This window comes from Mesorhizobium dulcispinae (assembly GCF_033977345.1).
Classification (GTDB): Bacteria; Pseudomonadota; Alphaproteobacteria; order Rhizobiales; family Rhizobiaceae; genus Mesorhizobium; species Mesorhizobium dulcispinae.
In genome coordinates this window covers 597,919-619,415 of sequence record NZ_JAVIIY010000001.1, presented here as the reverse complement: position 1 = coordinate 619,415, position 21,497 = coordinate 597,919, and the positions used below count along the sequence as shown (strand labels likewise).

The 21,497-nt window shown below is 63.8% G+C and carries 24 protein-coding genes; 12 read left to right on the top strand and 12 right to left on the bottom strand.

The genetic code is table 11. The features are described from left to right. Positions 1 to 39 precede the first annotated feature (39 nt). From pip to cysS, 6 genes are all read right to left on the bottom strand, one after another. Positions 40 to 1,005, bottom strand: coding sequence for a prolyl aminopeptidase (gene pip, locus RFN30_RS02815; protein WP_320260602.1), 966 nt, complete (start codon positions 1,003 to 1,005; stop codon positions 40 to 42). Further along, the gene (locus RFN30_RS02810; protein ID WP_320260601.1) at positions 1,002 to 1,478 is read right to left on the bottom strand and encodes a GFA family protein; all 477 of its coding nucleotides are present in this window, start codon (positions 1,476 to 1,478) and stop codon (positions 1,002 to 1,004) included. The genes pip and RFN30_RS02810 overlap by 4 nt, the downstream gene beginning before the upstream one ends. Beyond that, the gene (locus tag RFN30_RS02805; protein WP_320260600.1) at positions 1,475 to 1,966 is read right to left on the bottom strand and encodes a GFA family protein; all 492 of its coding nucleotides are present in this window, start codon (positions 1,964 to 1,966) and stop codon (positions 1,475 to 1,477) included. Before RFN30_RS02805 ends, RFN30_RS02810 begins: the two co-directional genes overlap by 4 nt. Positions 1,967 to 1,999: 33 nt before the next feature. Then, complete coding sequence (locus RFN30_RS02800) at positions 2,000 to 2,386, bottom strand: VOC family protein (RefSeq protein WP_320260599.1); 387 nt, start codon at positions 2,384 to 2,386, stop codon at positions 2,000 to 2,002. Further along, entirely contained in the window at positions 2,383 to 2,784 is a 402-nt protein-coding gene (locus RFN30_RS02795; RefSeq protein ID WP_320260598.1) for an endonuclease domain-containing protein, read from the bottom strand. Before RFN30_RS02795 ends, RFN30_RS02800 begins: the two co-directional genes overlap by 4 nt. Before the next feature lie 271 nt (positions 2,785 to 3,055). Continuing rightward, entirely contained in the window at positions 3,056 to 4,507 is a 1,452-nt protein-coding gene (gene cysS / locus RFN30_RS02790) for a cysteine--tRNA ligase (RefSeq protein ID WP_320260597.1), read from the bottom strand. Positions 4,508 to 4,900: 393 nt separating this feature from the next. Here cysS and RFN30_RS02785 point away from each other — a divergent pair, with 393 nt between their 5' ends. Next, positions 4,901 to 5,056, top strand: coding sequence for a hypothetical protein (locus RFN30_RS02785; protein WP_126094908.1), 156 nt, complete (start codon positions 4,901 to 4,903; stop codon positions 5,054 to 5,056). Between the two features lie 99 nt (positions 5,057 to 5,155). On the opposite strand, the gene RFN30_RS02780 is transcribed toward RFN30_RS02785, so the two are convergent. Further along, the gene (locus tag RFN30_RS02780; protein WP_320260596.1) at positions 5,156 to 5,917 is read right to left on the bottom strand and encodes an SOS response-associated peptidase; all 762 of its coding nucleotides are present in this window, start codon (positions 5,915 to 5,917) and stop codon (positions 5,156 to 5,158) included. Between the two features lie 120 nt (positions 5,918 to 6,037). Between RFN30_RS02780 and RFN30_RS02775 the strand changes: the two genes are divergently transcribed. The 4 genes from RFN30_RS02775 (at position 6,038) to RFN30_RS02760 (ending at position 8,674) form a co-directional block, all read left to right on the top strand. After that, a complete protein-coding gene (locus RFN30_RS02775) occupies positions 6,038 to 6,475 on the top strand; it encodes an NUDIX hydrolase (RefSeq protein ID WP_320260595.1) in 438 nt (145 codons plus the stop codon). 58 nt (positions 6,476 to 6,533) lie between these two features. Continuing rightward, complete coding sequence (locus tag RFN30_RS02770; RefSeq protein WP_320260960.1) at positions 6,534 to 6,911, top strand: TIGR02301 family protein; 378 nt, start codon at positions 6,534 to 6,536, stop codon at positions 6,909 to 6,911. Positions 6,912 to 7,267: 356 nt separating this feature from the next. Beyond that, complete coding sequence (locus tag RFN30_RS02765; RefSeq protein ID WP_040972051.1) at positions 7,268 to 7,525, top strand: hypothetical protein; 258 nt, start codon at positions 7,268 to 7,270, stop codon at positions 7,523 to 7,525. A gap of 396 nt (positions 7,526 to 7,921) precedes the next feature. Next, a complete protein-coding gene (locus tag RFN30_RS02760) occupies positions 7,922 to 8,674 on the top strand; it encodes a hypothetical protein (protein ID WP_320260959.1) in 753 nt (250 codons plus the stop codon). A gap of 6 nt (positions 8,675 to 8,680) precedes the next feature. On the opposite strand, the gene RFN30_RS02755 is transcribed toward RFN30_RS02760, so the two are convergent. Next, positions 8,681 to 10,012: a dihydroorotase gene (locus RFN30_RS02755; protein WP_320260594.1), complete on the bottom strand. Its 1,332-nt coding sequence runs from the start codon at positions 10,010 to 10,012 to the stop codon at positions 8,681 to 8,683. A 77-nt stretch (positions 10,013 to 10,089) separates the two neighbouring features. Between RFN30_RS02755 and ygfZ the strand changes: the two genes are divergently transcribed. From ygfZ to RFN30_RS02730, 5 genes are all read left to right on the top strand, one after another. Continuing rightward, a complete protein-coding gene (ygfZ, locus tag RFN30_RS02750; protein WP_320260593.1) occupies positions 10,090 to 10,965 on the top strand; it encodes a CAF17-like 4Fe-4S cluster assembly/insertion protein YgfZ in 876 nt (291 codons plus the stop codon). Then, positions 10,965 to 11,603 carry a YfbR-like 5'-deoxynucleotidase gene (locus tag RFN30_RS02745; RefSeq protein WP_320260592.1) on the top strand — a complete coding sequence of 213 codons (639 nt, stop codon included), beginning with the start codon at positions 10,965 to 10,967 and terminating at the stop codon, positions 11,601 to 11,603. The genes ygfZ and RFN30_RS02745 overlap by 1 nt, the downstream gene beginning before the upstream one ends. A gap of 162 nt (positions 11,604 to 11,765) precedes the next feature. Beyond that, entirely contained in the window at positions 11,766 to 12,596 is an 831-nt protein-coding gene (locus RFN30_RS02740) for an oxidoreductase (protein WP_320260591.1), read from the top strand. A gap of 35 nt (positions 12,597 to 12,631) precedes the next feature. After that, a complete protein-coding gene (locus RFN30_RS02735) occupies positions 12,632 to 13,675 on the top strand; it encodes an AraC family transcriptional regulator (protein WP_320260590.1) in 1,044 nt (347 codons plus the stop codon). A gap of 173 nt (positions 13,676 to 13,848) precedes the next feature. Further along, positions 13,849 to 15,987: a putative bifunctional diguanylate cyclase/phosphodiesterase gene (locus RFN30_RS02730; RefSeq protein ID WP_320260589.1), complete on the top strand. Its 2,139-nt coding sequence runs from the start codon at positions 13,849 to 13,851 to the stop codon at positions 15,985 to 15,987. Between the two features lie 13 nt (positions 15,988 to 16,000). Here the strand turns inward: RFN30_RS02730 and RFN30_RS02725 are convergent, their stop codons facing one another. Beyond that, positions 16,001 to 16,891 (bottom strand): fatty acid desaturase family protein, encoded by an 891-nt coding sequence (locus RFN30_RS02725; RefSeq protein WP_320260958.1) that lies wholly within the window; start codon positions 16,889 to 16,891, stop codon positions 16,001 to 16,003. Between the two features lie 112 nt (positions 16,892 to 17,003). Here RFN30_RS02725 and RFN30_RS02720 point away from each other — a divergent pair, with 112 nt between their 5' ends. Continuing rightward, the gene (locus RFN30_RS02720; RefSeq protein ID WP_320260588.1) at positions 17,004 to 17,951 is read left to right on the top strand and encodes a LysR substrate-binding domain-containing protein; all 948 of its coding nucleotides are present in this window, start codon (positions 17,004 to 17,006) and stop codon (positions 17,949 to 17,951) included. A 57-nt stretch (positions 17,952 to 18,008) separates the two neighbouring features. Continuing rightward, the gene (locus RFN30_RS02715; RefSeq protein ID WP_320260587.1) at positions 18,009 to 18,419 is read left to right on the top strand and encodes a RidA family protein; all 411 of its coding nucleotides are present in this window, start codon (positions 18,009 to 18,011) and stop codon (positions 18,417 to 18,419) included. Positions 18,420 to 18,507: 88 nt separating this feature from the next. Here the strand turns inward: RFN30_RS02715 and RFN30_RS02710 are convergent, their stop codons facing one another. The 3 genes from RFN30_RS02710 to RFN30_RS02700 all read right to left on the bottom strand — a co-directional run bounded on the left by RFN30_RS02710 (position 18,508) and on the right by RFN30_RS02700 (position 21,462). Continuing rightward, a complete protein-coding gene (locus RFN30_RS02710) occupies positions 18,508 to 18,792 on the bottom strand; it encodes a DUF3303 domain-containing protein (protein ID WP_320260586.1) in 285 nt (94 codons plus the stop codon). A gap of 113 nt (positions 18,793 to 18,905) precedes the next feature. Further along, positions 18,906 to 20,360: a RimK family ATP-grasp domain-containing protein gene (locus tag RFN30_RS02705; RefSeq protein WP_320260585.1), complete on the bottom strand. Its 1,455-nt coding sequence runs from the start codon at positions 20,358 to 20,360 to the stop codon at positions 18,906 to 18,908. 4 nt (positions 20,361 to 20,364) lie between these two features. Then, positions 20,365 to 21,462, bottom strand: coding sequence for a peptidase C39 family protein (locus tag RFN30_RS02700; RefSeq protein WP_320260584.1), 1,098 nt, complete (start codon positions 21,460 to 21,462; stop codon positions 20,365 to 20,367). Positions 21,463 to 21,497: the final 35 nt, after the last annotated feature.

Here is a 21,497-nt window from a genome sequence, read left to right as displayed (position 1 = left end):
GCAGGCCAGAGGGGGGTGTGACGGGACGCCGTACATCAATTACTTCCCTGCAAACTTATCCGTCGCGCGGATCAGCCGATCCAGAATCCCCGGCTCCGAATAGGCATGGCCGGCGCCCTCGATCAGGTGGAAATCCGCCTTGGGCCAGGCCTTGTGCAGCGCCCAGGCGTAGCGCGCCGGGCACGGCATGTCGTAGCGGCCGTGGACGATGGTGCCGGGAATGTCCTTGAGCTTCCAGGCGTCGCGCAGCAGCTGCCCCTCTTCCAGCCAGCCGGCGTGGACGAAGTAATGGTTCTCGATGCGGGCGAAGGCGACCGCGTAGTCGTCCTGGCCGAACGGCGTGCTGGTCTCCGGCTCCGGCAACAGCGTGATCGTCTCGCCTTCCCAGAGGCTCCAGGCAAGGGCGGCCTCAACCTGAGCCTTGCGGTCTGAGCCCACCAGCCGCTTGCGGTAGGCGGCCATCATGTCGCCGCGCTCGGCCTCGGGGATCGGCGCCAGGAACCGCTCCCACTTGTCGGGGAACATCTCGGAGACGCCGAACTGGTAATACCATTCGAGCTCGGCGCGGGTGAGCGTGTAGATGCCGCGCACGACGAGCTCGCTGACGCGCTCCGGATGCGTCTCGGAATAGGCGAGCGCCAGCGTCGAGCCCCAGGAGCCGCCGAAGACCAGCCATTTGTCGAAGCCGCAGTTTGTGCGCAGCCGCTCGATGTCGGCGACCAGATGCCAGGTGGTGTTGGCTTCGAGTGAGGCATTGGGCGTCGACTTTCCGCAGCCGCGCTGGTCGAACAGGATGACGTCGTAGAGTCTCGGGTCGAACAGGCGCCGGTGTTTCGGCGAGATCGTGCCGCCCGGACCGCCATGCAGGAACACGGCGGGCTTGGCGCCCCTCGTGCCGCAGCGCTCCCAATAGATGGTATGGCCGTCGCCGACATCGAGCATGCCGGTCTCGAACGGCTCGATCTCCGGATAGAGCGTGCGGAAGGAACTGCTGTGGATCGTCATAGTTTCAAGCCCTGCTGCGGCCAGTTGGCCGTCTCGTGGTCTGGATGCTGGAAGGAGATGATCTGCTCCTGCCGTCGATAGTAATCGGGGTCGTCGTGGATCGGCGCCTCGAAGATCTTCTCCACCCAGGGCAGCCGCACCGCGTAGTTGACCTGAATCTGCGGCGCCAGATCCGAGCGATCGTCGAAGGCGCCGATGGCGATCTCCAGCGCGCCCGGCTGCCGGTAAGTCAGCGGCGTGCCGCAACGGCGGCAGAAACCGCGGTCGATGTTGACCGAGGACTGGAAATAGCTCGGCTCCTCATGGGTCCATTCGACGCCGTCCTTGGGCACCATCACCAGCGCGCCGAAGAAATTGCCGAACTGTTTCTGGCACATGCGGCAATGGCAGATCGACGGGCGGCCAAGCTTGCCCTTGATGCGGAAACGCACGGCGCCGCATTGGCAACCGCCTGTTCGAACTTCATCGGTCATTGTTTTTCCTCCGGCGGCCATTGGTCGGTGTCGTGGTCTGGATGCTGATAGGAGACGAGCTCGGCGAGATAAGGCGCTGACGAGACATCGCCCATCGTCTCCTCGGACGGCAGTTTCGGAATGCCATCGACATAAGGCAGCTTCGCCTCGACGCCCCATTGGATCGTAGGCGCGATGCCGGTCGGATCGTCGAAGGCGGCGATCGCAAGTGCTGTGCCGTCCGGCGCCTCGAAGGTCAGCGGCGTGCCGCATTCGGCGCAGAAGCCGCGCCAGGCCGCGCTGGAAGAGCGGAAGCGCTTCGGCTCGCCGCGCGTCCAGTCGAGTTTGGCGCCGCGCACCGAGACCAGCGGCAGATAGAAGTTGCCGCTCGCCTTCTGGCACATGCGGCAATGGCAGACCGAGGCATCGCCCAGCGCGCCCTCGACGCGGAAGCGCACCGCCCCGCACTGGCAGCCGCCCGTATAGACCGGCCGGTTGTCGAGGCTCATCGCTCACTCCGTTTCCTGGGCCGAACCACGGGCTCACTCCGGATCATGGCAGACCGCCTCGACATTGTTGCCGTCGGGATCGAAGACGAAGGCGCCGTAATAATTCGGGTGATAATGCGGACGCAGGCCCGGCCCGCCATTATCCCTGCCGCCGGCGGCAAGCGCCGCGGCATGGAAAGCATCGACCTCGGCGCGGCTGCGCGCGGTGAAAGCCACATGCTGGCGGTCCTTCGGCTTCTCCTTGCCCACACTCATCCAGAACACCGGCCGCTCGCGGCCATAACCGCCGACCTTGGCGCCGCCGGTATACTCTTCCGGCACCATGTAAAGCAGCGAAGCACCCAGCGGCGCCATCGCCTTGTCGTAGAAGGCCTTGGACTTTTCGAAATCGGAAACGCTGATGCCGAGATGGTCGATCATGGAACTACCTCCCTCGCTGGTTCCGGCACGTCGGCGCCGGCCAAGCCGGCCGCAATCACGATGTGCTGACAGACATTGTCGATATCGCGGATCACGTCATCGTTCCAGAAGCGCAGGATGGTCCAGCCGCTGGCGCTTAGGTAGGCGCTCCTTGCCTCATCGTGCCGCGAGTGCTCCGCGTCGGCGTGCTGGCTGCCGTCGACCTCAACAATCAAACGATGACCCGAGCAGGCGAAGTCAACGATGTAAGGCCCTATCGGCACCTGCCTTCGGAAGCTTATTCCCATCAGCCGATGGGCGCGCAACTCGTTCCAAAGCTTCAGCTCGGCATCGGTCATCGCACGCCGCATCGATTTGGCGTTCTTGCGCTGGCGAGATGGAACGAGGTCGTGACCCATGGCTACGCAACTCCACGCTGGAGACTGGCGAAACCGCAAACGACGTCCGATCTCCCCCCTTGCGGGGGAGATGTCCGGCAGGACAGAGGGGGGTACTGTCCCGCCGGCGTAGCAACCAGAGAGCGCTGCGCTCTCAGGAAATGGCGGGAGTGAGAGCGGGAAAGCTCAAGCGCTGGCGTTCCTTCGCGCCCCCCTCTGTCCTGCCGGACATCTCCCCCGCAAGGGGGGAGATCAGCCGTCATCGCGGCTTTCGCCAATCGCCCAACCACCCTCACCGCTTGATCTCCCAAGTCGTCACGCGCTGGCCGGTGGCAGGGTCCTTGCCGTCTTTCAGTTGCACGCCTTGCGACAATAGCTCGTCGCGGATGCGGTCGCCTTCGGCCCAGTTCTTGGCGGCGATGAACTGCAGGCGGTCGGCGATGGCCTTGGCGATCGCCGCCTCATCGACCTGAGCCGCGCCGACATCGAAACCCAGAAAGGCCAGCGCCGCCTTCAGCGAAGCGGCGGCGCCGTTCTCGCCGGCGCCGCTGAACTCGATCGCCTCGCCGGCGAGCTGCGTCAGGCGCTGGAAGGCGGCGTAGGTGGCGAGGTCGTCGGACAAAGCCTCCACCACCTCGGCTGGCAGATCCTTTGCCGCCACGGGCGCCAGGTCCGCCGCGCGCTTCCATTTGCGCAGGGTGTTCTCCGCCTCCTCCAGCTTGCGCACGGAGAAGTCGATCGGCTCGCGGTAATGCGTCATCAGCATCGCCAGCCTCAGCACCTCGCCCGGCCAGTTGCGGCCACCGAAGGTGGTCGTCTCCAGCAGCTCGTGGATGGAATAGAAATTGCCGAGGCTCTTCGACATCTTCTGGCCCTCGACCTGCAGGAAGCCGTTGTGCATCCACACATTGGCCATGACCTTGGTGCCGTGGGCGCAGCGCGATTGCGCGATCTCGTTCTCGTGGTGCGGGAAGATCAGGTCGAGGCCGCCGCCATGGATGTCGAAGACCTCGCCGAGATAGGCGGCGGACATCGCCGAGCATTCGATGTGCCAGCCGGGCCGGCCCCTGCCCCACGGGCTCTCCCAGCCCGGTTCTTCCGGGCTCGAGAGTTTCCACAGCACGAAATCGCCGGGGTTCTTCTTGTGCTCATCGACCGCGATGCGGGCGCCGGCCTGCTGCTCGTCGAGATTGCGCTTCGACAGTTCGCCGTAATCCGGCATCGAGGCGGTGTCGAACAGCACTTCGCCGCCGGCGACATAGGCATGGCCGCGCTCGATCAACTGCCTGATCAGCGACAGCATGTCGGCCTTGCCGTCAGCGCGGGGCGCGACGAACTCGGTGGCGCGCGGCTCGAAGGTCGGCTCCAGGCAGCCTAGCGCCGCGACGTCCTTATGGTACTGGTCGGCGGTCTTTTCGGTGACCTTGCGGATCGCGTCGTTGAGCGTGAGCTTCCCTGCTTCGATCTCCGCGCCGAAATCGCGAAGCGCCCGGGCGTTGATCTTGTCGTCGACATCCGTGATGTTGCGCACATATGTGACGTGGTTTTCGCCGTAGAGTTGGCGCAGCAAACGGAACAGCACGTCGAAGACGATCGCCGGCCGCGCATTGCCGATATGGGCAAAGTCGTAGACGGTCGGGCCGCAGACATACATGCGCACGTTCAGCGGATCGATCGGGATGAATCGTTCCTTCGTCCGCGTTAGCGTGTTGTAGAGGCTGAGGCCCCTCGATGCGTCAGACATGCGTGCCCTTCCGAATCCCTTGGACTTGAATGGAACCTTTCTTGCGCCAAGGCGCAAATCGGGCTCCAGCCTGCTGGCCGGGGCGTTTGTCCAATCTAGGGGAAGATAAGGCGAAAACGTCCGGACCAGCGCGAGGCTAGCCAATAATGCAAATGCCACAAATGGCGAAAGACGTTTTCATGGGCGGCTTTATCGCGCCCGCAGGTGTTGCAGTCAAGTCGCTCAACTCGGGAAAGATGTCGTCGGATCACAGGTAAAGACGGGCCGAAACATTTTATTAAACATGTCGGCACAGTGATGAAACATTCGCCGGCTAGACCCGCCGGGTGTCACGATTTGGTCCGAATCGACCGGCAAACGCGGGACACGAAAACGTTACCAGGGAAGAGAACAATGCCACGAAGCAAACAGGAACAGAGCCGACCGGCGCAACAGCCGCTCACCAAGCACTACCGGGCGATCGGCCCGGCGGCCATCGTTGCAGCCCTTCTTCACACTGCGAAGAAGAAGAAGCCGGCGCAGAAGATCGTTTCGCCGCGCGCCGCCTGAAAGGGCGCGACCGGCGCGGTCTTCGACCATAAGGCGCCGGTAATGAGGGCGACGCCCAATGCGTGCCCTGGAGATGAAGGCCTCCGGAAGCAGCTTTCGCTAGAACAGGGTCATCTGGTTATCGTCCGCGCCGGGTTTCTGGCGCCTGACCCTCTCGGGCTGTGGCCCGACGGCGCCCCGCTCCTGAATCTCCGGCCCGGTGTTGGCGACCTTGTTGACGAGGTCGGAAACCGGGATCGCCTCGAAGAAATCGGGCTCGGCGGGCTTCAACAGATCGAGCACGTCGCGCGGCTCCTGCGTGCGGCAATCCAGCCAGCGGGCGAAGTCGCGCTCCTCGATCACCACCGGCATGCGGTCGTGAATATGGGCGATGCCGGCATTGGCGCGCGTGGTAAGAATCGCACCGGTATCCATTTCGGAGCCGCCCGGCTCGGCATAGGTTTCGACCAGGCCGGCGAAGGCGATCACCCCGCCGCGCTTCGGCCGGATCCAGTAAGGCTGGCCCTTCGTGCTGCCCGACTGCTGCCATTCATAGAAGCCGGAGGCCGGCACCAGGGCGCGGCGGTGGCGCATGGCGGTCTTGAACGAGGCCTTTTCCAATACGCCTTCCGAGCGGGCGTTGAAGAGCAGCGGAAACTCTTTCGTGTCCTTGACCCAGGCGGGTATCAGGCCCCAGCGCACCAGCATCGCCTGTCGGTCTGGCAAATTGGAGCCCGGCGCGCGCGGCGGACCGGCCAGCGCCATCAGCACGGGCTGCGTCGGGGCGATGTTGTAGCGGGCCGGAAATTCCTCCAGCTCCGCCAGGCCGAGAAGGGCGGCGGTCTGGTCCGGCGTGGCGGTCAGGGCAAAGCGTCCGCACATGGATCTGGGGCTCTTCGAATGAGGCGCCACAAAAGTGGCGATGGAACCGCCGCGCTGCAACCGCTAATGCTGAGCGCGGCCAGTCGATCCACAACAGGTTGCGAGAGCATTCGACACGTCATGAAACCACGCAAGATAGTCCCGGCTGTTTCCGTCGCCGTCGTGCGCGGCAAGACTGTGCTGCTGGTCAAGCGGGCGCGAGCACCCTCGCAAGGGCTCTATGCCTATCCCGGCGGCAAGGTGGAGGCGGGCGAGACTTTGGTGCAGGCCGTCGCGCGTGAGCTCGAGGAGGAAACGGGGCTCGAGGCGAAGGACTACCGTCCGCTGCGCGACATCCATATCGACGGCAGCAGTGAGAATCACGCCGTCGACTATCTACTGACGGTGTTCGGCGCGGCCTATGTTGGCGGCGAGCCGGCGGCAAGCGACGATGCCGAGACGGCGGCCTTCTACACGCTGGCGGAAATGGCGGAGATGCCGCTCGCGGGCGACGTGTTTGAAGTTGCCGAGGAATTGCTCGGACCTGGGCAAGGCTCCAGCGGCGACCACTCACAATAGCCTTGCGGGCGACAAAATGTTTCGCCACAAAGCCTTGCTCTTCCATTGCAAGGCCCTGATGACCCGTGCCTCTCCCCTGCTCGCCGCATGCCTTGCCATCAGCATGGTGGTCACGGCGCGGCCGGCGTTGGCCACCGATGCGCCGTTCGAGCCCGGGCTGATGCGGCTCGCCGAGGTGCTGGGCTCGCTGCATTTCCTGCGCAATCTGTGCGGCGAAAAGGGCGACCAGTGGCGGGTCGAAATGGAAAAGCTGCTCGAATCGGAAAACCCGGACCCCGAGCGGCGCGCCCGCTTCATCGCCTCCTTCAACCGCGGCTACCGTTCCTTCAGCGGCACCTACACGCAATGCACGCCCTCGGCCACCGAGGCTATTGCCCGCTACATGAAGGAGGGCGAGACGCTGTCGCGCGACATCGCTTCCCGCTACGGGAACTGAGGATCAGCCCAAAGGCTGCGACTATCCGGTTGCGCACATATTTGAGGGAATCGGCTCCAATGTGACGCGCCTTATTGTGTCCGGCCGCGCCTTGGTGCAATCATCTGTTGCGCTTGTGCAACAATGTTAATGAAACGTTAGTGCGCAAATGCGGAATTAACTCAAACTGAAGGTTTTAATGCCGCAAGCCGGTCTAATCGGCTAAACTTGGCACGGATTGAGCGCAGCCTTGCTCGAAATGTAGATTTCGACCGTAAAAATGTCGTATTTACAATGACTTATCTGAGGCTGCCGACGAACGGACAGGTCAAGCCCGATCCACCGCCGGATCGCCGCTTGAAGAAGGTGGACTCGCAATGGAACATGGTGTCAGCGACATCGACGCGTTGGTCAGGGAAGAAAAGCGCCTGACCGCAGTCGAAAGCCACAGCGAAGCCTGGGCTGAAGGCTTGTCGGCTGGCATCGAGCCCGAAATCATCGCCGAAGCCGCCCTCGAAACCGCCTTTGGCGAAATGCTGCGCGCCAATGGCGAGACCTCCGCGCTTGCCCTGCTCGACCGCATGCGGGAAAAGGTGATCTCGGGCGCCTTCGAGCCGGAGCGGCTCAAGCACTAAGGCGTGTTGAGATTCAGGCCGGCCTGCAGATGTCGGTTTCCTGCGCTTCCGGCCTTCGCCGGCCGAAGCATCGATGAAATGAGGGTTGCGTGGCAGTTAAGGCTACGGCCGGCATAGGCCGGTGCCCACGTACTCAAGTACGCTCCGCTCCGGTTCTCGGTCCAGTTTGGTTGCTTCGCGCCGGTCCTCGACTCCGGCACGGCTTGACCTGAATCTCAATACGCCGTCGCCCGCGTGCTTTCTGAGCGCGACTTTTGACGGCAACGCGCGATTTGGGCATCATGCGCCGGTGCCTTAACAGCTCAACGCTGTCCGGACCGAGCGAGCCCGGGAACCATGGAGAGGCAAGGGGTGAAATTTTTATTGGCAGGCCGCCAGCGCGCCTGGGCAGTCGGCATGTGGATCGCTGCGTCCAGCCTGGCATTTCCTTTGGGCTTGTGCCTCGCCAGCACGCCATCCCACGCGCTGAGCGAGATCCAGCGCCAGGACCTGCCTTCTCCGATCACGCCGCCTGCCGGTAACGACACGGCCGTTCCGGGAACCACCGTGCCGATGCCGGTCCCGCCCGGCACCAAACCCTCCGACAACGGCCAGCCGGCCGACGATACGGACAAGAGCGAGCCCGAGGCGCCAACCGGCAGCGGCGGCATCACCAGCCCGCGCGCCGATCCGGATGCGCCGCCACCGCCGGTCGTCTACGACCTCGACAAGCTTCCCGAACCGGTCAAGCGCATGCACGGCCTGATCATCGAGGCCTGCAAGACCGGCGATATCGAAAAACTCCGGCCGCTGATCGGCTCGGGCGATTCCATGACGCAGCTGTCGCTCGGCGACATCGACGGCGACCCGATCACCTTCCTCAAGGGCCTATCCGGCGACAGCGACGGCCAGGAGATCCTCGCCATTCTGGAAGAGGTGCTCAGCGCCGGCTATGTCCATGTCGACACCGGCACGCCGCAGGAGCTCTATGTCTGGCCGTATTTCTTCGCGCTGCCGCTCGACAAGCTCGACCCCAGGCAACGCGTCGAGCTGTTCAAGCTCGTCACCGCGAGCGACTATGACGACATGAAGCAGTTCGGCGCCTACATCTTCTACCGCGTCGGCATCACGCCGACCGGTCAGTGGCTGTTTTTCGTCGCCGGGGATTGAGAGCCTTTAAGCCGGCAGCGCCTCGGAGAATTCTACCGCCCTGCCCCGGCCGGGCGAGACGATCTCGCCCTCCCACATGACCCGGTTGCCGCGCACGATGGTGCCCACCGGCCAGCCGGTGACCTGCCTGCCGTCATAGGGCGTCCAGCCTGCCTTGGAGCCTGCCTGAGCATTGGTGATGGTCTCGCGGCGCTTCAGGTCCACGACGGTGAAATCGGCATCGTAGCCCGCTGCGATGCGGCCTTTCCGCGCCATGCCGAAGATGCGCTGCGGGCCGTGGCTTGAGAGATCGACGAAGCGCTGCAGGGTGAGCCGCCCGGCATTGACGTGGTCGAGCATGATCGGCACCAGCGTCTGCACGCCTGTCATGCCCGACGGCGAGGCGGGATAAGGCTTTGCCTTCTCGGCCAGCGTGTGCGGCGCGTGGTCCGAGCCGAGCACGTCGACGATGCCCTGCGAAATACCATGCCAGACGCCGTCGCGGTGGCGCGCGGCCCGCACCGGCGGGTTCATCTGGAGCAGCGTGCCGAGCCGCGCATAGTCGTCCGCCGAGAGCGTCAGATGATGCGGCGTCGCCTCGCAGGTGGCGACATCCTTATGCTGTTCGAGGAAAAGGATCTCCTCGGCCGTCGAGACGTGCAGCACATGGATGCGCGCGCGCGTTTGTCGCGCGATGCGCACCAGGCGCTCGGTGCAGCGCAGCGCCGCGATCTCGTCGCGCCAGGCCGGATGGGACGACGGATCGCCCTCGACGCGGAGCCCAAGCCGTTCGCGCAGGCGGAACTCGTCCTCCGAGTGGAAAGCGGCACGGCGGCGTGTGTTGCGCAGGATCGAGGCGACGCCCTCGTCGTCCTCGACCAGCAGATCGCCGGTGGACGAGCCCATGAACACTTTTATGCCGGCAGCGCCCGGCAGCCGCTCCAGCTCGCCAACATCGCCGGCATTGTCGCGCGTGCCGCCGACCCAGAAGGCGAAGTCGCAATGCATGCGGTTCGTCGCGCGCCGCACCTTGTCGGCAAGGGCGGCCTCGCTGATGGTCAGGGGATTGGTGTTGGGCATCTCGAAGACGGCGGTGACGCCGCCCAGCACCGCCGCGCGGGAACCGGTTTCCAGATCCTCCTTGTGCTCCAGGCCCGGCTCGCGGAAATGCACCTGGCTGTCGACGACGCCGGGCAGGATGTGCAGGCCCTTGCAGTCGATCGTCTCGCCGGCCGACGACTGGCCGAGATCGCCTATCGCGGCGATGCGCCCCGCCCTCACGCCAACGTCGCGCCGGCCTTCGCCGTCATGGTTGACCACCGTGCCGCCTGTCAGGATGAGGTCGAAGGTGGTTGCCATGGACTGGTCCAATCTCTTGCGGGGGGAGTGAGGCCGGCTTACGTAATGACCATCATTTTTGCAAGATCAGGCCGCTCATGCCCTTTGCCCAGTTGAAAGACCGCGCGCTCATTTCCGTGTCAGGCCCGGATGCCGAGCATTTCCTGCAGAACATCCTCACGACGGATCTCGACGCGCTCGGCGCCGGCGAGGCAAAGCCAGGTGCGCTGCTTTCGCCGCAAGGCAAGATCCTGTTCGACTTCCTGATCTCGCGGGCCGGCGGCGACGGCTTCCAACTGGAATGCCGGGCCGACATCGCCGACGATTTCGTGCGCCGGCTGATGCTTTACCGGCTAAGGGCAAAGGCGGAGATTGCCAAGCAGGATCAGGCGCTTTTCACGGTTGCATGGGGCGATGATTCAACCGGCTCACCTTTCGATTCAACCGGGGCTCAATCAACGGCGCTTATCGACGCCCGCTTCCGCGATGTCGCGGTCAGGCGTGTCTACGGCGGCGCAGCGCATGATGGCGACGTCGACGCCTGGCGGGCGCTGCGCATTGCCAACGGCATCGCGGAAAGCGGTTCCGACTACCAGCTCGGCGACGCCTTCCCGCATGACGTTCTGCTCGACGAAACCGGCGGCGTCGGCTTCAAGAAAGGCTGCTATGTCGGACAGGAAGTGGTCTCGCGCATGCAGCATCGCGGCACTGCGCGACGCCGCGTTTTGATCGCCACCGCCGAGAGTCCCCTGCCCCCGAGCGGTACGGAGGTGACTGTCAATGGCCGGACCGTCGGCACTCTGGGTTCGGTAAGCGGCGGACGCGGCCTCGCCATCGCCCGCATCGACCGCGTCAAGGCTGCGCTTGATGCCTGCGATGCGATCATGGCCGGCGAGACAGCAATCATGCTCGCCATCCCGGCCTGGGCAAAATTCACCTTCCCGCAGGACGCGGTCAGCGCGGAGGAGGCCTGATGGCGGCCGACAGGGCCGGAGCGCCGCCGCGCGCCTGGCAGCGCATGCTCTCCGGCCGCCGGCTCGACCTGCTCGACCCCTCGCCGCTCGACATCGAAATTGCCGATATCGCGCATGGACTTGCCCGCGTCGCGCGCTGGAACGGCCAGACCAGCGGCGAGCACGCCTTTTCGGTGGCGCAGCATTCGCTGCTGGTCGAGGCGCTCTATGGCGAGCTGGTGCCGGCCGCGTCCGCCGAGGCGCGGCTTGCCGCGCTGCTGCACGACGCGCCCGAATATGTCATCGGCGACATGATCTCGCCCTTCAAGTCGGTGATGGGCGGCTCCTACAAGGATTGCGAGCTCAGGCTGCAGCGCGCCATCCATCTGCGTTTTTCGCTGCCGGCCGAGCTCGGCGCCGCCTTGCGCAAGGACATCAAGCGCGCCGACCAGATTGCCGCCTATTACGAGGCGACGCTGCTGGCTGGCTTCTCGACGGCCGAGGCGACCGAATATTTCGGCCGGCCGCGCGGATTTTCCGCCGACCGCTTCGACTTCACGCCACGCCCGGTGACCTGGGCGCAGGCGGCATTTCTGAAGCGTTTCACGGCGCTTGAGGCTAAGCGCCAGGCGTTTGTTGCCGCGAATTCCACTGCGTAAGAAACGCCAGCTGATAGCGATCCCGCCGAGCGCGAGCATCAACTTGTTTGCGGCTGTAGGCGCGACGTGTTTGGCGTAATTTGCTACTGACATGGCGTGCTTCGTCAATGAACAGGCAGGGCTCCGATCCTAGATTCTGGTCAAGCAAGATGAGAGGCAATCATGTTTGACCGACAGAAAAAGACAGCTCTCGTGACTGGCGCATCGTCGGGCATGGGCAAGGAAATCGCAAAGCACCTGATCCAGGACGGCTTCCAAGTCTATGTGGCCGCGCGCCAGACCGACAAGATGGAAGACCTCGCGGCGCTTGGGGCACGCCCGCTGCGCATGGATATTTCCAAAAACGAAGAGATCGACGCGGCCGTCGCCGGCATCCTCGCCGAGGTCGACGGCGTCGATGTCCTCGTCAACAATGCGGGTTTCGGGCTCTACGGGCCGGTCGAGGATATCGGCATCGACGAGGCGCGCTATCAATTCGAGGTGAACGTCTTTGGCCCGGCCCGCCTGACGCAGCTCCTGCTGCCGGCAATGCGCAGAAAGAAGGCAGGCACAATCGTCAACATCACCTCGATGGGCGGCAAGATCTATACCCTGCTCGGCGCGTGGTATCACGCAACCAAGCATGCGCTGGAAGGCTGGTCGGATAGCCTCCGGCTCGAGCTCGCTCCCTTCGGCATCAAGGTCGTGGTCGTCGAGCCGGGCCTCATCGAAACCGGATTCGGCGATGTCGTCGCGGACGGGCTTTTGAAGCGATCCGGTAGCAGCGCCTATGCAAAGGTGGCCCAAGTGGTGGCGAAGACGACGAAAGCGAGCTACGGCCATGGGCTTGGCAGCCACCCACGCGTCATCGCCGATGTGGTCTCGACGGCCGTGCGTTCGGCCAGGCCGCGGACGCGCTACGCCGCCGGCAAATATGCAAAAATGATGATCGGCGTCAGGAAGTGGTTGGGCGATCGCATGTTCGACCGGCTTATCCTCAGCCAGATGCGGTGAACGGCGCAGGGCTCTGCGACCAAAGGAGACCGGGCATGAGCGGCGTCCCAGGCGACAAATGCAAGGTGCCTCGTGCATTCTGGCGCGCCGTGGAGCGTCTTGGCCTGCCCGCGTCGGCTGTGTTGCGGCAGGCCCGCCTTCCCGTCACCCTTCATCTCAACGATCAGGCCTTCGTCACGACCGCGCAATATTTCGCGCTGTGGAGGGCCCTCGAGGAACTCTACGCGAAACCGGCTCTAGGCATCCGGCTGGTCGAGGTCGCCGACACCGCGATCCACCCGCCCTCCACGCTCGCCGCGTTCCACGCGCGGAACTATCGCGACGGCATCGCCCGGATTGCTCGCTTTAAACGACTTTGCTCGCCCGAGCAGTTGCATGTTGCCGACGAGAACGGCGAATGCACGATAAGTTCCGAGTGGCTTTACGCCAACGAGCCGACGCCTGCAGTCGCCACCGACGTCGCCTTTACCTTTCTCGTCGAGCTCGGCCGGCGGGGAACGGGGCAGCATCTTGTCCCCCTCCGAGTCGACGTCACGCGTCCCGACGATAAGAGCGGCGCGCATCGGAGCTATTTCGGATGTCCGGTCCGCTACAGGGCAGCGCGCGACTTGCTGGTCCTGCGTTCCGTCGATCTCGATCGTCCCTTTCCAGGCCACAACCCCGAGCTTCTCGACATCCTCACGCCCGCGCTTGCCGCCGCACTCGGTGAGCTTAGCGCGCAAAGCTCGATCAGTGAGCAGGTGAAGGTCGTATTGAAGCGAAGCCTGGCAAGCGGCAGGCCGGAGCTTTCCGACATTGCGCGCGAGCTTGGGATGAGCGAACGCACGTTGCAGCGGCGCATCACTGAGGAGGGCAAGAGTTTCCGCGAGCTCCTCGTCAACGCGCGCCAGGAACTCGGCCGGCAACTTTTGTCGGATCCTTCGGCCGATATTGATGAGGTAGCTTACCTGCTCGGCTATCAGGACGCGAGTTCCTTTTATCGTGCCTTCCGCGAATGGGAGGGCACAACTCCCAATCGTTGGCGGGAACTCCATTTCGACGGCTTGCAACCGCAAGCTTCGGGCAGCTTACTGCAATAGCCAGGGGCTGGCCGGCGGCATGTCGCTTCGGCGTACACAACAAATCGGCGCAGCCGGCCATGGTTACGCATCGGCCGGATCTTCGGCCATGCTGTGATTGCTAACCGCGAGAACGCTAAATTAACCGCAGGCCGCGACAGTACCGTGTTCAGTCACGGTCAGCAGGCGCGCTCATGCCCGTCGCTCATGTCAAGGCTGGTTCGGCCGCAGCCAAGCGGAAAGCAACAGGTATTGGCCCGGCTCGACGAATTGCCGAGGAACTGCGCGCGCAAAACGAGCGCTTTTCGGCCGCCGTCGAGAACATGTCGCACGGCCTGTGCATGTTCGATGCCGACGAGCGCATGATCATCTGCAACCGCAACTACATCGACCTCTTCCGCCTTGACGCCAGGGTCATGAAGCCGGGCATCCGCTTCTTCGACATCCTGCAGCACAGCGTCGATATCGGCATCGCCTCGCAAAGCGCCGAGGAACTCTACGCCGTCCGCAAGCCCTATATCGACGGCGCCAACCCCTCGATCTATGAGGAGACGCTGGCCGACGGGCGCATCATCGTCATCTCGCACCGGCCGCTCGCCTCCGGCGGCTGGGTGTCGATCTACGAGGACGTGACCGTGCAGCGTCGCGCCGAGAAGGAGCTGAAGGAGCAGCACCGCCGCTTCGACGCCGCTTTGGCCAACATGTCGCAAGGCCTGCTGATGTACGACGCCGACGGCAAGATGATCGTGCGCAATCAGCGTTTTCTGGAACTCTACAACGTCTCAGAGGCGGATATCCCGTTTGGAACGACGCATCGCGACGCGCTCGAACGGCTGCTCGAACTCGGCATCTATACCAAGCTCGACGTCGCCAGCGAAGTCGCCAAGACCGAAGCCTGCCTGCAGGCGGGGAAGATGCATTCGACTTACCGCTATCTATCCGACGGCAGGACGTTCCTCGTCGTACGCCAGCCGATGGGCGGCGGCTGGGTGGTGACCTTCGACGATGTCACCGAGCGCCGCCGCGCCGAGGAGCGCATGACGCATCTTGCGCATCACGACACGCTGACCAACCTGCCCAATCGCTCGATGTTCCGCGAGCGGCTCGACCAGGCGCTGAGCGAGGTCAAGATCGCGCCGCTGGCGATCTTCTCGCTCGACCTCGATCGCTTCAAGGCCGTCAACGATACCTTCGGGCACCCGGCAGGCGACTGGCTGCTGAAATGCGTGGCCGAGCGCCTGCGGCGTTGCCTGCGCAGCGACAAGGACGTGGTTGCGCGTTTCGGCGGCGACGAATTCGCCATCATCCAATTCAACATCAAGGCTGGGGCCGATGCCGAAAAGCTGGCAAAACGCATTGTCGAGGTGATCGGCAAGCCTTATCGCGACAAGGGCCGCGAGATGCATGTCGGCGTCAGCCTCGGCATCGCGCTCTATCCCGCCGACGGGGAGGATGCCGACACGCTGCTCACCAATGCCGATATGGCGCTCTACCGGGGCAAGAGCGAGGGTCGCAACATCTACCGTTTCTTCGAGCCGGGCATGGACGCCATGGTCCGGGAACGCCTGGCGCTCGAAGCCGATCTCGAAGCCGCACTCCCGAGGCGCGAATTCGAGCTGGACTACCAGCCGATCCTCGACATCGCGTCCGGCGACATCGTCGGTGCCGAGGCGCTGATGCGCTGGCGCTCGCCGTCGCGCGGGCTGGTGCCGCCGCAAGACTTCATCGCGGCGGCCGAGGAAACCGGCCTGATCGTGCAGTTGGGCGACTGGGCGCTGCGCAAGGCCTGCGGCGTGGCGGCGGGCTGGCCGCAGGACATGCGCATGGCGGTCAATGTCTCGGCGGCCCAGATCAAGAGCGGCGGCTTCGCCCGCAGCGTGATTGCGGCGCTCGCCTTTTCCGGCCTGGCAGCCGGCCGGCTGGAACTCGAAATCACCGAGACGGTGATGATGGACGAGAGCGAAACGGTGCTGAGGACACTCGGGCAACTGCGCGGGCTCGGCGTTCGCATCGCGCTCGACGATTTCGGCACCGGCTATTCCTCGCTCGGCTATCTGCGGCGCTTCCCGGTCGACAAGATCAAGATCGACCGCTCCTTCATCCACGATCTCGACAATCGCGACACGGCGGCGATCGTGCGCACCGTGATCGGGCTTGGGACCGAGCTCGGCATCACCGTCACCGCCGAAGGCGTCGAGACCGAAGCGCAGCTCGACATGCTGCGCAAGGCCGGCTGCGGCGAGGCGCAAGGTTTTCTGATCGGCGTGCCGGCCAAGGCAACCGAGATGAGCCGGCTGCTGCGCTTGCAGGAAAAGCTCCGCCGATCCGGCTGACGCCAAGCAACCGTCAGCGCAGCGTCTCGATGTATTTCTCGTGGAAGCTGACATAGCCGGACTCGACCACCTCGAGATGCCGCGCGATCAGCCGATGGAATGCCGGCAATTGATGGAACGGCACGCCGGGATAGGCGTGGTGCTCGGCATGGTAAGGCATGTTCCAGGCGAGCTTGCGGACGAACCAGTTGGTCAGCGTCGTCCTGGTGTTTTCGAGCATGTTGGCGACGAAGGGGCAGCGGCCATGCTCGGCCAGCAGATAGAGCCTGAGGAAGGGCTGCCCGAGCAGCGCCGGCACGATCCAGACATAAAGCAGCACGCTTGCCTTGAACCAGACGGCAAGCGCGAGGACCACGACATAGAATGCGATCATCGCCCGCGCCTCGGCCTGCACTTTCGGCAGACCCTTCGGCGGCACATAGCTGTCGCGGCAGCGGCCGTTGGCATTGGTGTAGAGCGTCTTGAAATGCCCCCACCACACCGGCAGGCCCGAGACATGGACGAAATATTGCCGCAAGGTCTCCGGCTTCGGGAAGGCCAATTCCGGATCGTTCTCGGGATCCTGGGTGAAGCGGTGATGGGCGAAATGAAAGTAGCGGAACCAGTCGGCGGGCAGCGCGATCGCCAGGCTGCAGAGGCGCGCGACGGCATCGTTCAGCCACTGCGTCTCGAACGCCGTCCTGTGCACGGTCTCGTGCAGCAGCGTGAACAGGAACACGATCAGGATGCCCTGCGGCAGCATCAGAACCGGCCAGAACGACACCTTGGCCACGATCAGCGCGCCGAGGACGACGATGGCGCCGAGATGGAGGGCGAACTGGAGGAGACCCGGCCAGTCCGACTTGCCGGTCAGCCTGCTGCGCTCCTCATTGCTCAGCGAGGCGATGACGTCCCGGTGGTCAATGGTTTCGGTGCGGTCGATGGCATTCATGACGCTACCGTACCGCAGAAAGAAACCTTTCGAAAAACGAGGAATTCTGCAAAATAGATAAGCTCACCTTATCTTTCGGATCGCCATGGTCGCACTTCCATCGCTGAGAGGACTGCAAGCCTTCGAGGCGGCGGCGCGCACGGGCAGCTTCGCCGCGGCGGCGGAAGAGCTGTCGGTCTCGGCGGCGGCCGTCAGCCAGCTCATCCGCACCGTCGAGGAGCAGGTGGGCCGCAAGCTGTTCCATCGCGCAAACCGCCGCGTCGTGCTCACCGAGGCCGGCGTCGAGATGCTGCCCAGGCTCACCATGGCCTTCCAGGAAATCGGCAGCGTGGCGCGCGATGTCGGCGGCGATGCGTTCCGGCCAAGGCTCGTCATCTCGGTGCCGCCTTCCATGGCGTTGGGCTGGCTTTCCGAACGCCTCGCCGGCTTTGTCGCCAGCCACGGCGCCGCGGATATCTCGCTCAGGGGCGAGGACGACCCGGTGCCGTTCGACCGTGAGCTGATCGACATCCGGCTTTCCTACGGCCCGCACTATCGCGAGCACCCGACCGAGGAGATCGTTAGGGACGCCGTCTATCCCGTCTGCGCGCCGGGCCTTGCCGGCGCAATCAGGTCCGAAAGCCTCGCCGGCCTGCCGCTGATCCACACCGACTGGGGACCGACGGGTGCTGCCTTTCCGTCCTGGCGCAACTGGTTCGAGGCGGCCGGCATCGAGCCAGGGCGGTTGGCCCAGCGCGGCCTTTCCGCCAACTCGTCGCGGGCAGCACTCGACCTGGCTATTTCAGGGCTAGGCGTGGCGCTGGCACAAGGCATCTATTGTGCCCCGGCGCTGGAAGACGGCAGGCTGGTGCGACCCGTGGGACGGGCGATCACACTGCGCCAGTCCTACTGCCTGACCATTCCGGAACGCAGCGCGAGACGCGATGTCGTGGCGGCGTTCCGCGAATGGCTGATCAGGGAATGCGTGCGCGCGGTCAAATCTCCGGCGCTCACACGCAGTACGGCTGCAAAAAGTGCACCGTCACCGATTTGATTTTTCCGCGCGGTGATCGCCAATGTCGATTTCAGTTGAACGAAGCAGGAGATTTTTATGTCGCTCGAACTCATCAACCCGGATGATTTGCCAGTTCCAGAGATGTACACGCAGGTTGTCGTCGCGACGGGATCCAAGCTGGTATTCGTCTCAGGTCAGCAGCCCGAAGACATACACGGCAAGCTCGTCGGGCATGGTGATTTTGCGGCGCAAGCGCGCCTGGCATTCGGCAATCTCGGCCGAGCGCTCAGTGCGGCAGGTGCACGGCCTGAGCACGTTTGCAAGATCACAATCTACATTGTCGATTATAAGCGCGATGAACACGTTCCGATCATCGAAGAAGCGCAGATTTCGCTGTTTGGAGATCACAAACCAGCGAATGTGGTGGTCGGGGTAGCGATAATGTCCCCGGGCTATCTCATAGAGGTGGACGCGATAGCGGTCATTGACGAGGCCATCAGAAGCTAGCTGCCGATCATCGAAAAGCTATACGGTGACGGCGCGCTAAGCGAACCACGGTGGCAGTGCGCTAATCTCCTTTCGCTTCCTGAATTTTTCAAAGGTGCCCGGCCAACGCCGCGACCATGTCCTTGCTGGTTGCCACCGGGACGATCTCGAACTCCACCAGGTCGGCCCATTCGACGACCCAGCGCTGCAGCAGCGTGACGTCATCGGCCTCGACCAGCAGGAAGCAGCGGCTCATGTCGCCGGCGATCCAGCTGTGGTGCACGGTAAGCTCGTCGGGCTTCAGCCGGCCCTTGTCGCGGAAGCGGCGGTAGATGTCCTTGCGGTCGCAGCCGCTAAAATCCTCGATCACGAAAAACAGCACCTTTGCCCCCATTCGAGCTTCTAAAGCGCGTCGCAATCCTTCAGATTCGCTCCATGCGCTTTAGGTTTTTGATTTTACGCATGTCTTTATCCCGAAACCGGTTCCCACTTTCGGGAGACATGCTTCTATCGTTCCAGGCGCTCCAGGAACCATTGCGTCAGCCGTACCCAGAGCTCGTCCTTCTCGCCGGAATCCTCCCAGCCGTGATCGAGATTGGGGTTGTCGTTGACCTCGATGACGAAGACGCCGTCCTTGGTCTCCTTGAGATCGACGCCGTAGAGCCCGTCGCCGATGCATTTTGCCGCCTTGACCGCCGTCTCAACGACATGCGGCGGCGTCTGCTTCAGCGTGAAGGTTTTTATCCCGCCCTGATCGGGCTTGCCGTTGGCCTTGTGGTTGACGATCTGCCAGTGCTTCTTCGCCATCAGATAGTGCACGGCAAACAGCGGCTGGCCACCAAGCACGCCGACGCGCCAGTCATATTCGGTGGGGATGAATTTCTGCGCGATCAGCAGATCGGAGTCCTCCAGCCACTCTGTCGCGAGCTTGGTCAGCTCAGCCAGATTCTCGCATTTCTTGACGCCGCGCGAGAAGGATGAGTCCGGGATCTTCAGCACCAGCGGGAAGCCCAAGGTCTGAGCCGCGAGCTCCAGATCGGAGGTGCCGGCAATCATCACCGTCGGCGGCACCGGCACCTTGTTGTAGGTCATCAGCTCGTTGAGATAGACCTTGTTGGTGCAGCGGATCATCGACAGCGGATCGTCGATCACCGGCATGCCTTCCTGCTGGGCGCGGCGCGCGAAGCGGTAGGTGTGGTTGGAGATGGAGGTGGTCTCGCGGATGAACAGCGCGTCGTAGTTGGCGAGCTTGGCCAGGTCCTTCCTGGTGATCGGCTCGACCTCGACGCCCATCTTCTCGGCGATCCGCGCCCAGTAGCGCAGCGAGGAAATTTCCGACGGCGGCAGTTCCTCATGCGGATCGACCAGCGTCGCAAACGTATAGCGCGACGGCGTGCGGCCCTTGGTGTCGCGCCATTCGCGGTTGGTGTAGGTCTCCAGGCACTGCAGGAAGAAGGCTTCCTCTTCGTCGGTCATGCGGGCGAGCGGCAGGAAGCCGATCTTGCGGATCGAGGCCCATTCGGCGCTGTCCTTGATATGGACCTCCAGCGCCGGCGCGCGGAACCAGTCGAACAGCAGCTTGGTGAAGCGATCCCACACTTTCGACGGTCCGATGCCGAAGAAGACCGCGACCTTGGACGGAAAGGTGCCGCCGAGATCCTTGCGGCATTTGTTCAGCGCCAGCTCGAGTTCCGGCAGCGCGTGCTCGTAGAGCTTGCGCTCCGAGAGATCGATCATGGTCTCGACGGTCGGGATCACCTTGTGGCCACGCGAGCCGGCGAGCAGCGAGGCGTAATAGCCGCGGCTCTGGTAGCCGTAATTGTTCGACAGGTTGATCACCTTCGGCCGCTGGCCGCGAAACAGCGCCGGATGCGCGAGATAGTCGCGGTTGGTGATGATCTTGTGCGGCGTCGCCACCTGGTCGAGATCGTTCTGCCTGCCTGTAAGGATGACCCAGGTCATTGTTTCAGCGTTTTCCCAGAGTGATGGCGGCGCGCAACCCGTCGCGGCCGAACTGCGCCATGTTCATGAAGATGCCATAGGGCACTGGAATGTTGGCGGCGTCGAGGATCGTTTCCTGCCTTTCGTCCTCGACCCAGGGATCGTGGATAAGGATATGGTCGCCGTCATCGCCGATGGCGAGCACCCAATGCGGCACCTTCTTGCCGAACATCAGGAAGCCGCTGATCAGCACCAGCACCAGCTTGCCCTCGCCAAGGGCCGAGCGGATATCGTCGATGCCGAACGGACGATAATTGACCGGGATGCCGTAAAGTTCCGCGCGGCGACGGAAGTCGACCTGGGCGAGCTCCATCACCCGGCGCTTGTCCTCGCTGCGCACCGACTGCAGGAAGAGCGCGCCGTGGAAGGAGACGAAGATCTCGGCAGCTAGCCCGCTTTCATAGCCGGCAACCGCCAAGCCGAAAGGCTCGCAGCCGCCCGGTCCCGACATCATGAAGACGGTGGTCGCCTCACGCCACAGGCGGATCTCCATGACCGGATCGGGCACGAAGCCGCGGTCGAAATTGGCCATCGCCATCATCAGGCAGCACGGGCCGCAAGTGAACTCGCAGGTCTGCTGGTAGAACGGCACTTTGGTGCTGGTCGGGACATCGCCGCGCAGCGTCTTTTCGTAACGCAGCGCCGTGGCACCGTCCTCGTAATAGCCCGGCTCGCGGCCGATTTTTCGGTAGCCTGCCTGCTCGTAGATGCCGATGGCGCGCTGATTGTCCTCGCGCACCTCGAGCCGCAGCATCATGCGATCGTGCTCGTAAGCCGCCTCCTCGGCCGCGGCCAGCAGTTGGCGGCCGATGCCGAGGCGGCCGAAGAAAGGACCGACGGCGATGGAATAGAGCCGGGCCACGCCGCTGCCCTTGCGAAACAGCACCACCGCGTAGCCGGCGACATGGCCGTCATTCTCGGCCACCAGCATCTCGGCGGTCTCGCGCTCGATCAACTGGCGAAAGGAGCGACGCGACAAGCGGTCGCTTGAGAAAACAGCCTTCTCGATGGCGGCGAGGTCATCGACGTCTGACGCGCGGGCCTTGCGGATCTCGGCAGGCATGCGGGCTTTGGGAGAACCTCGATTGGATTTAAGGA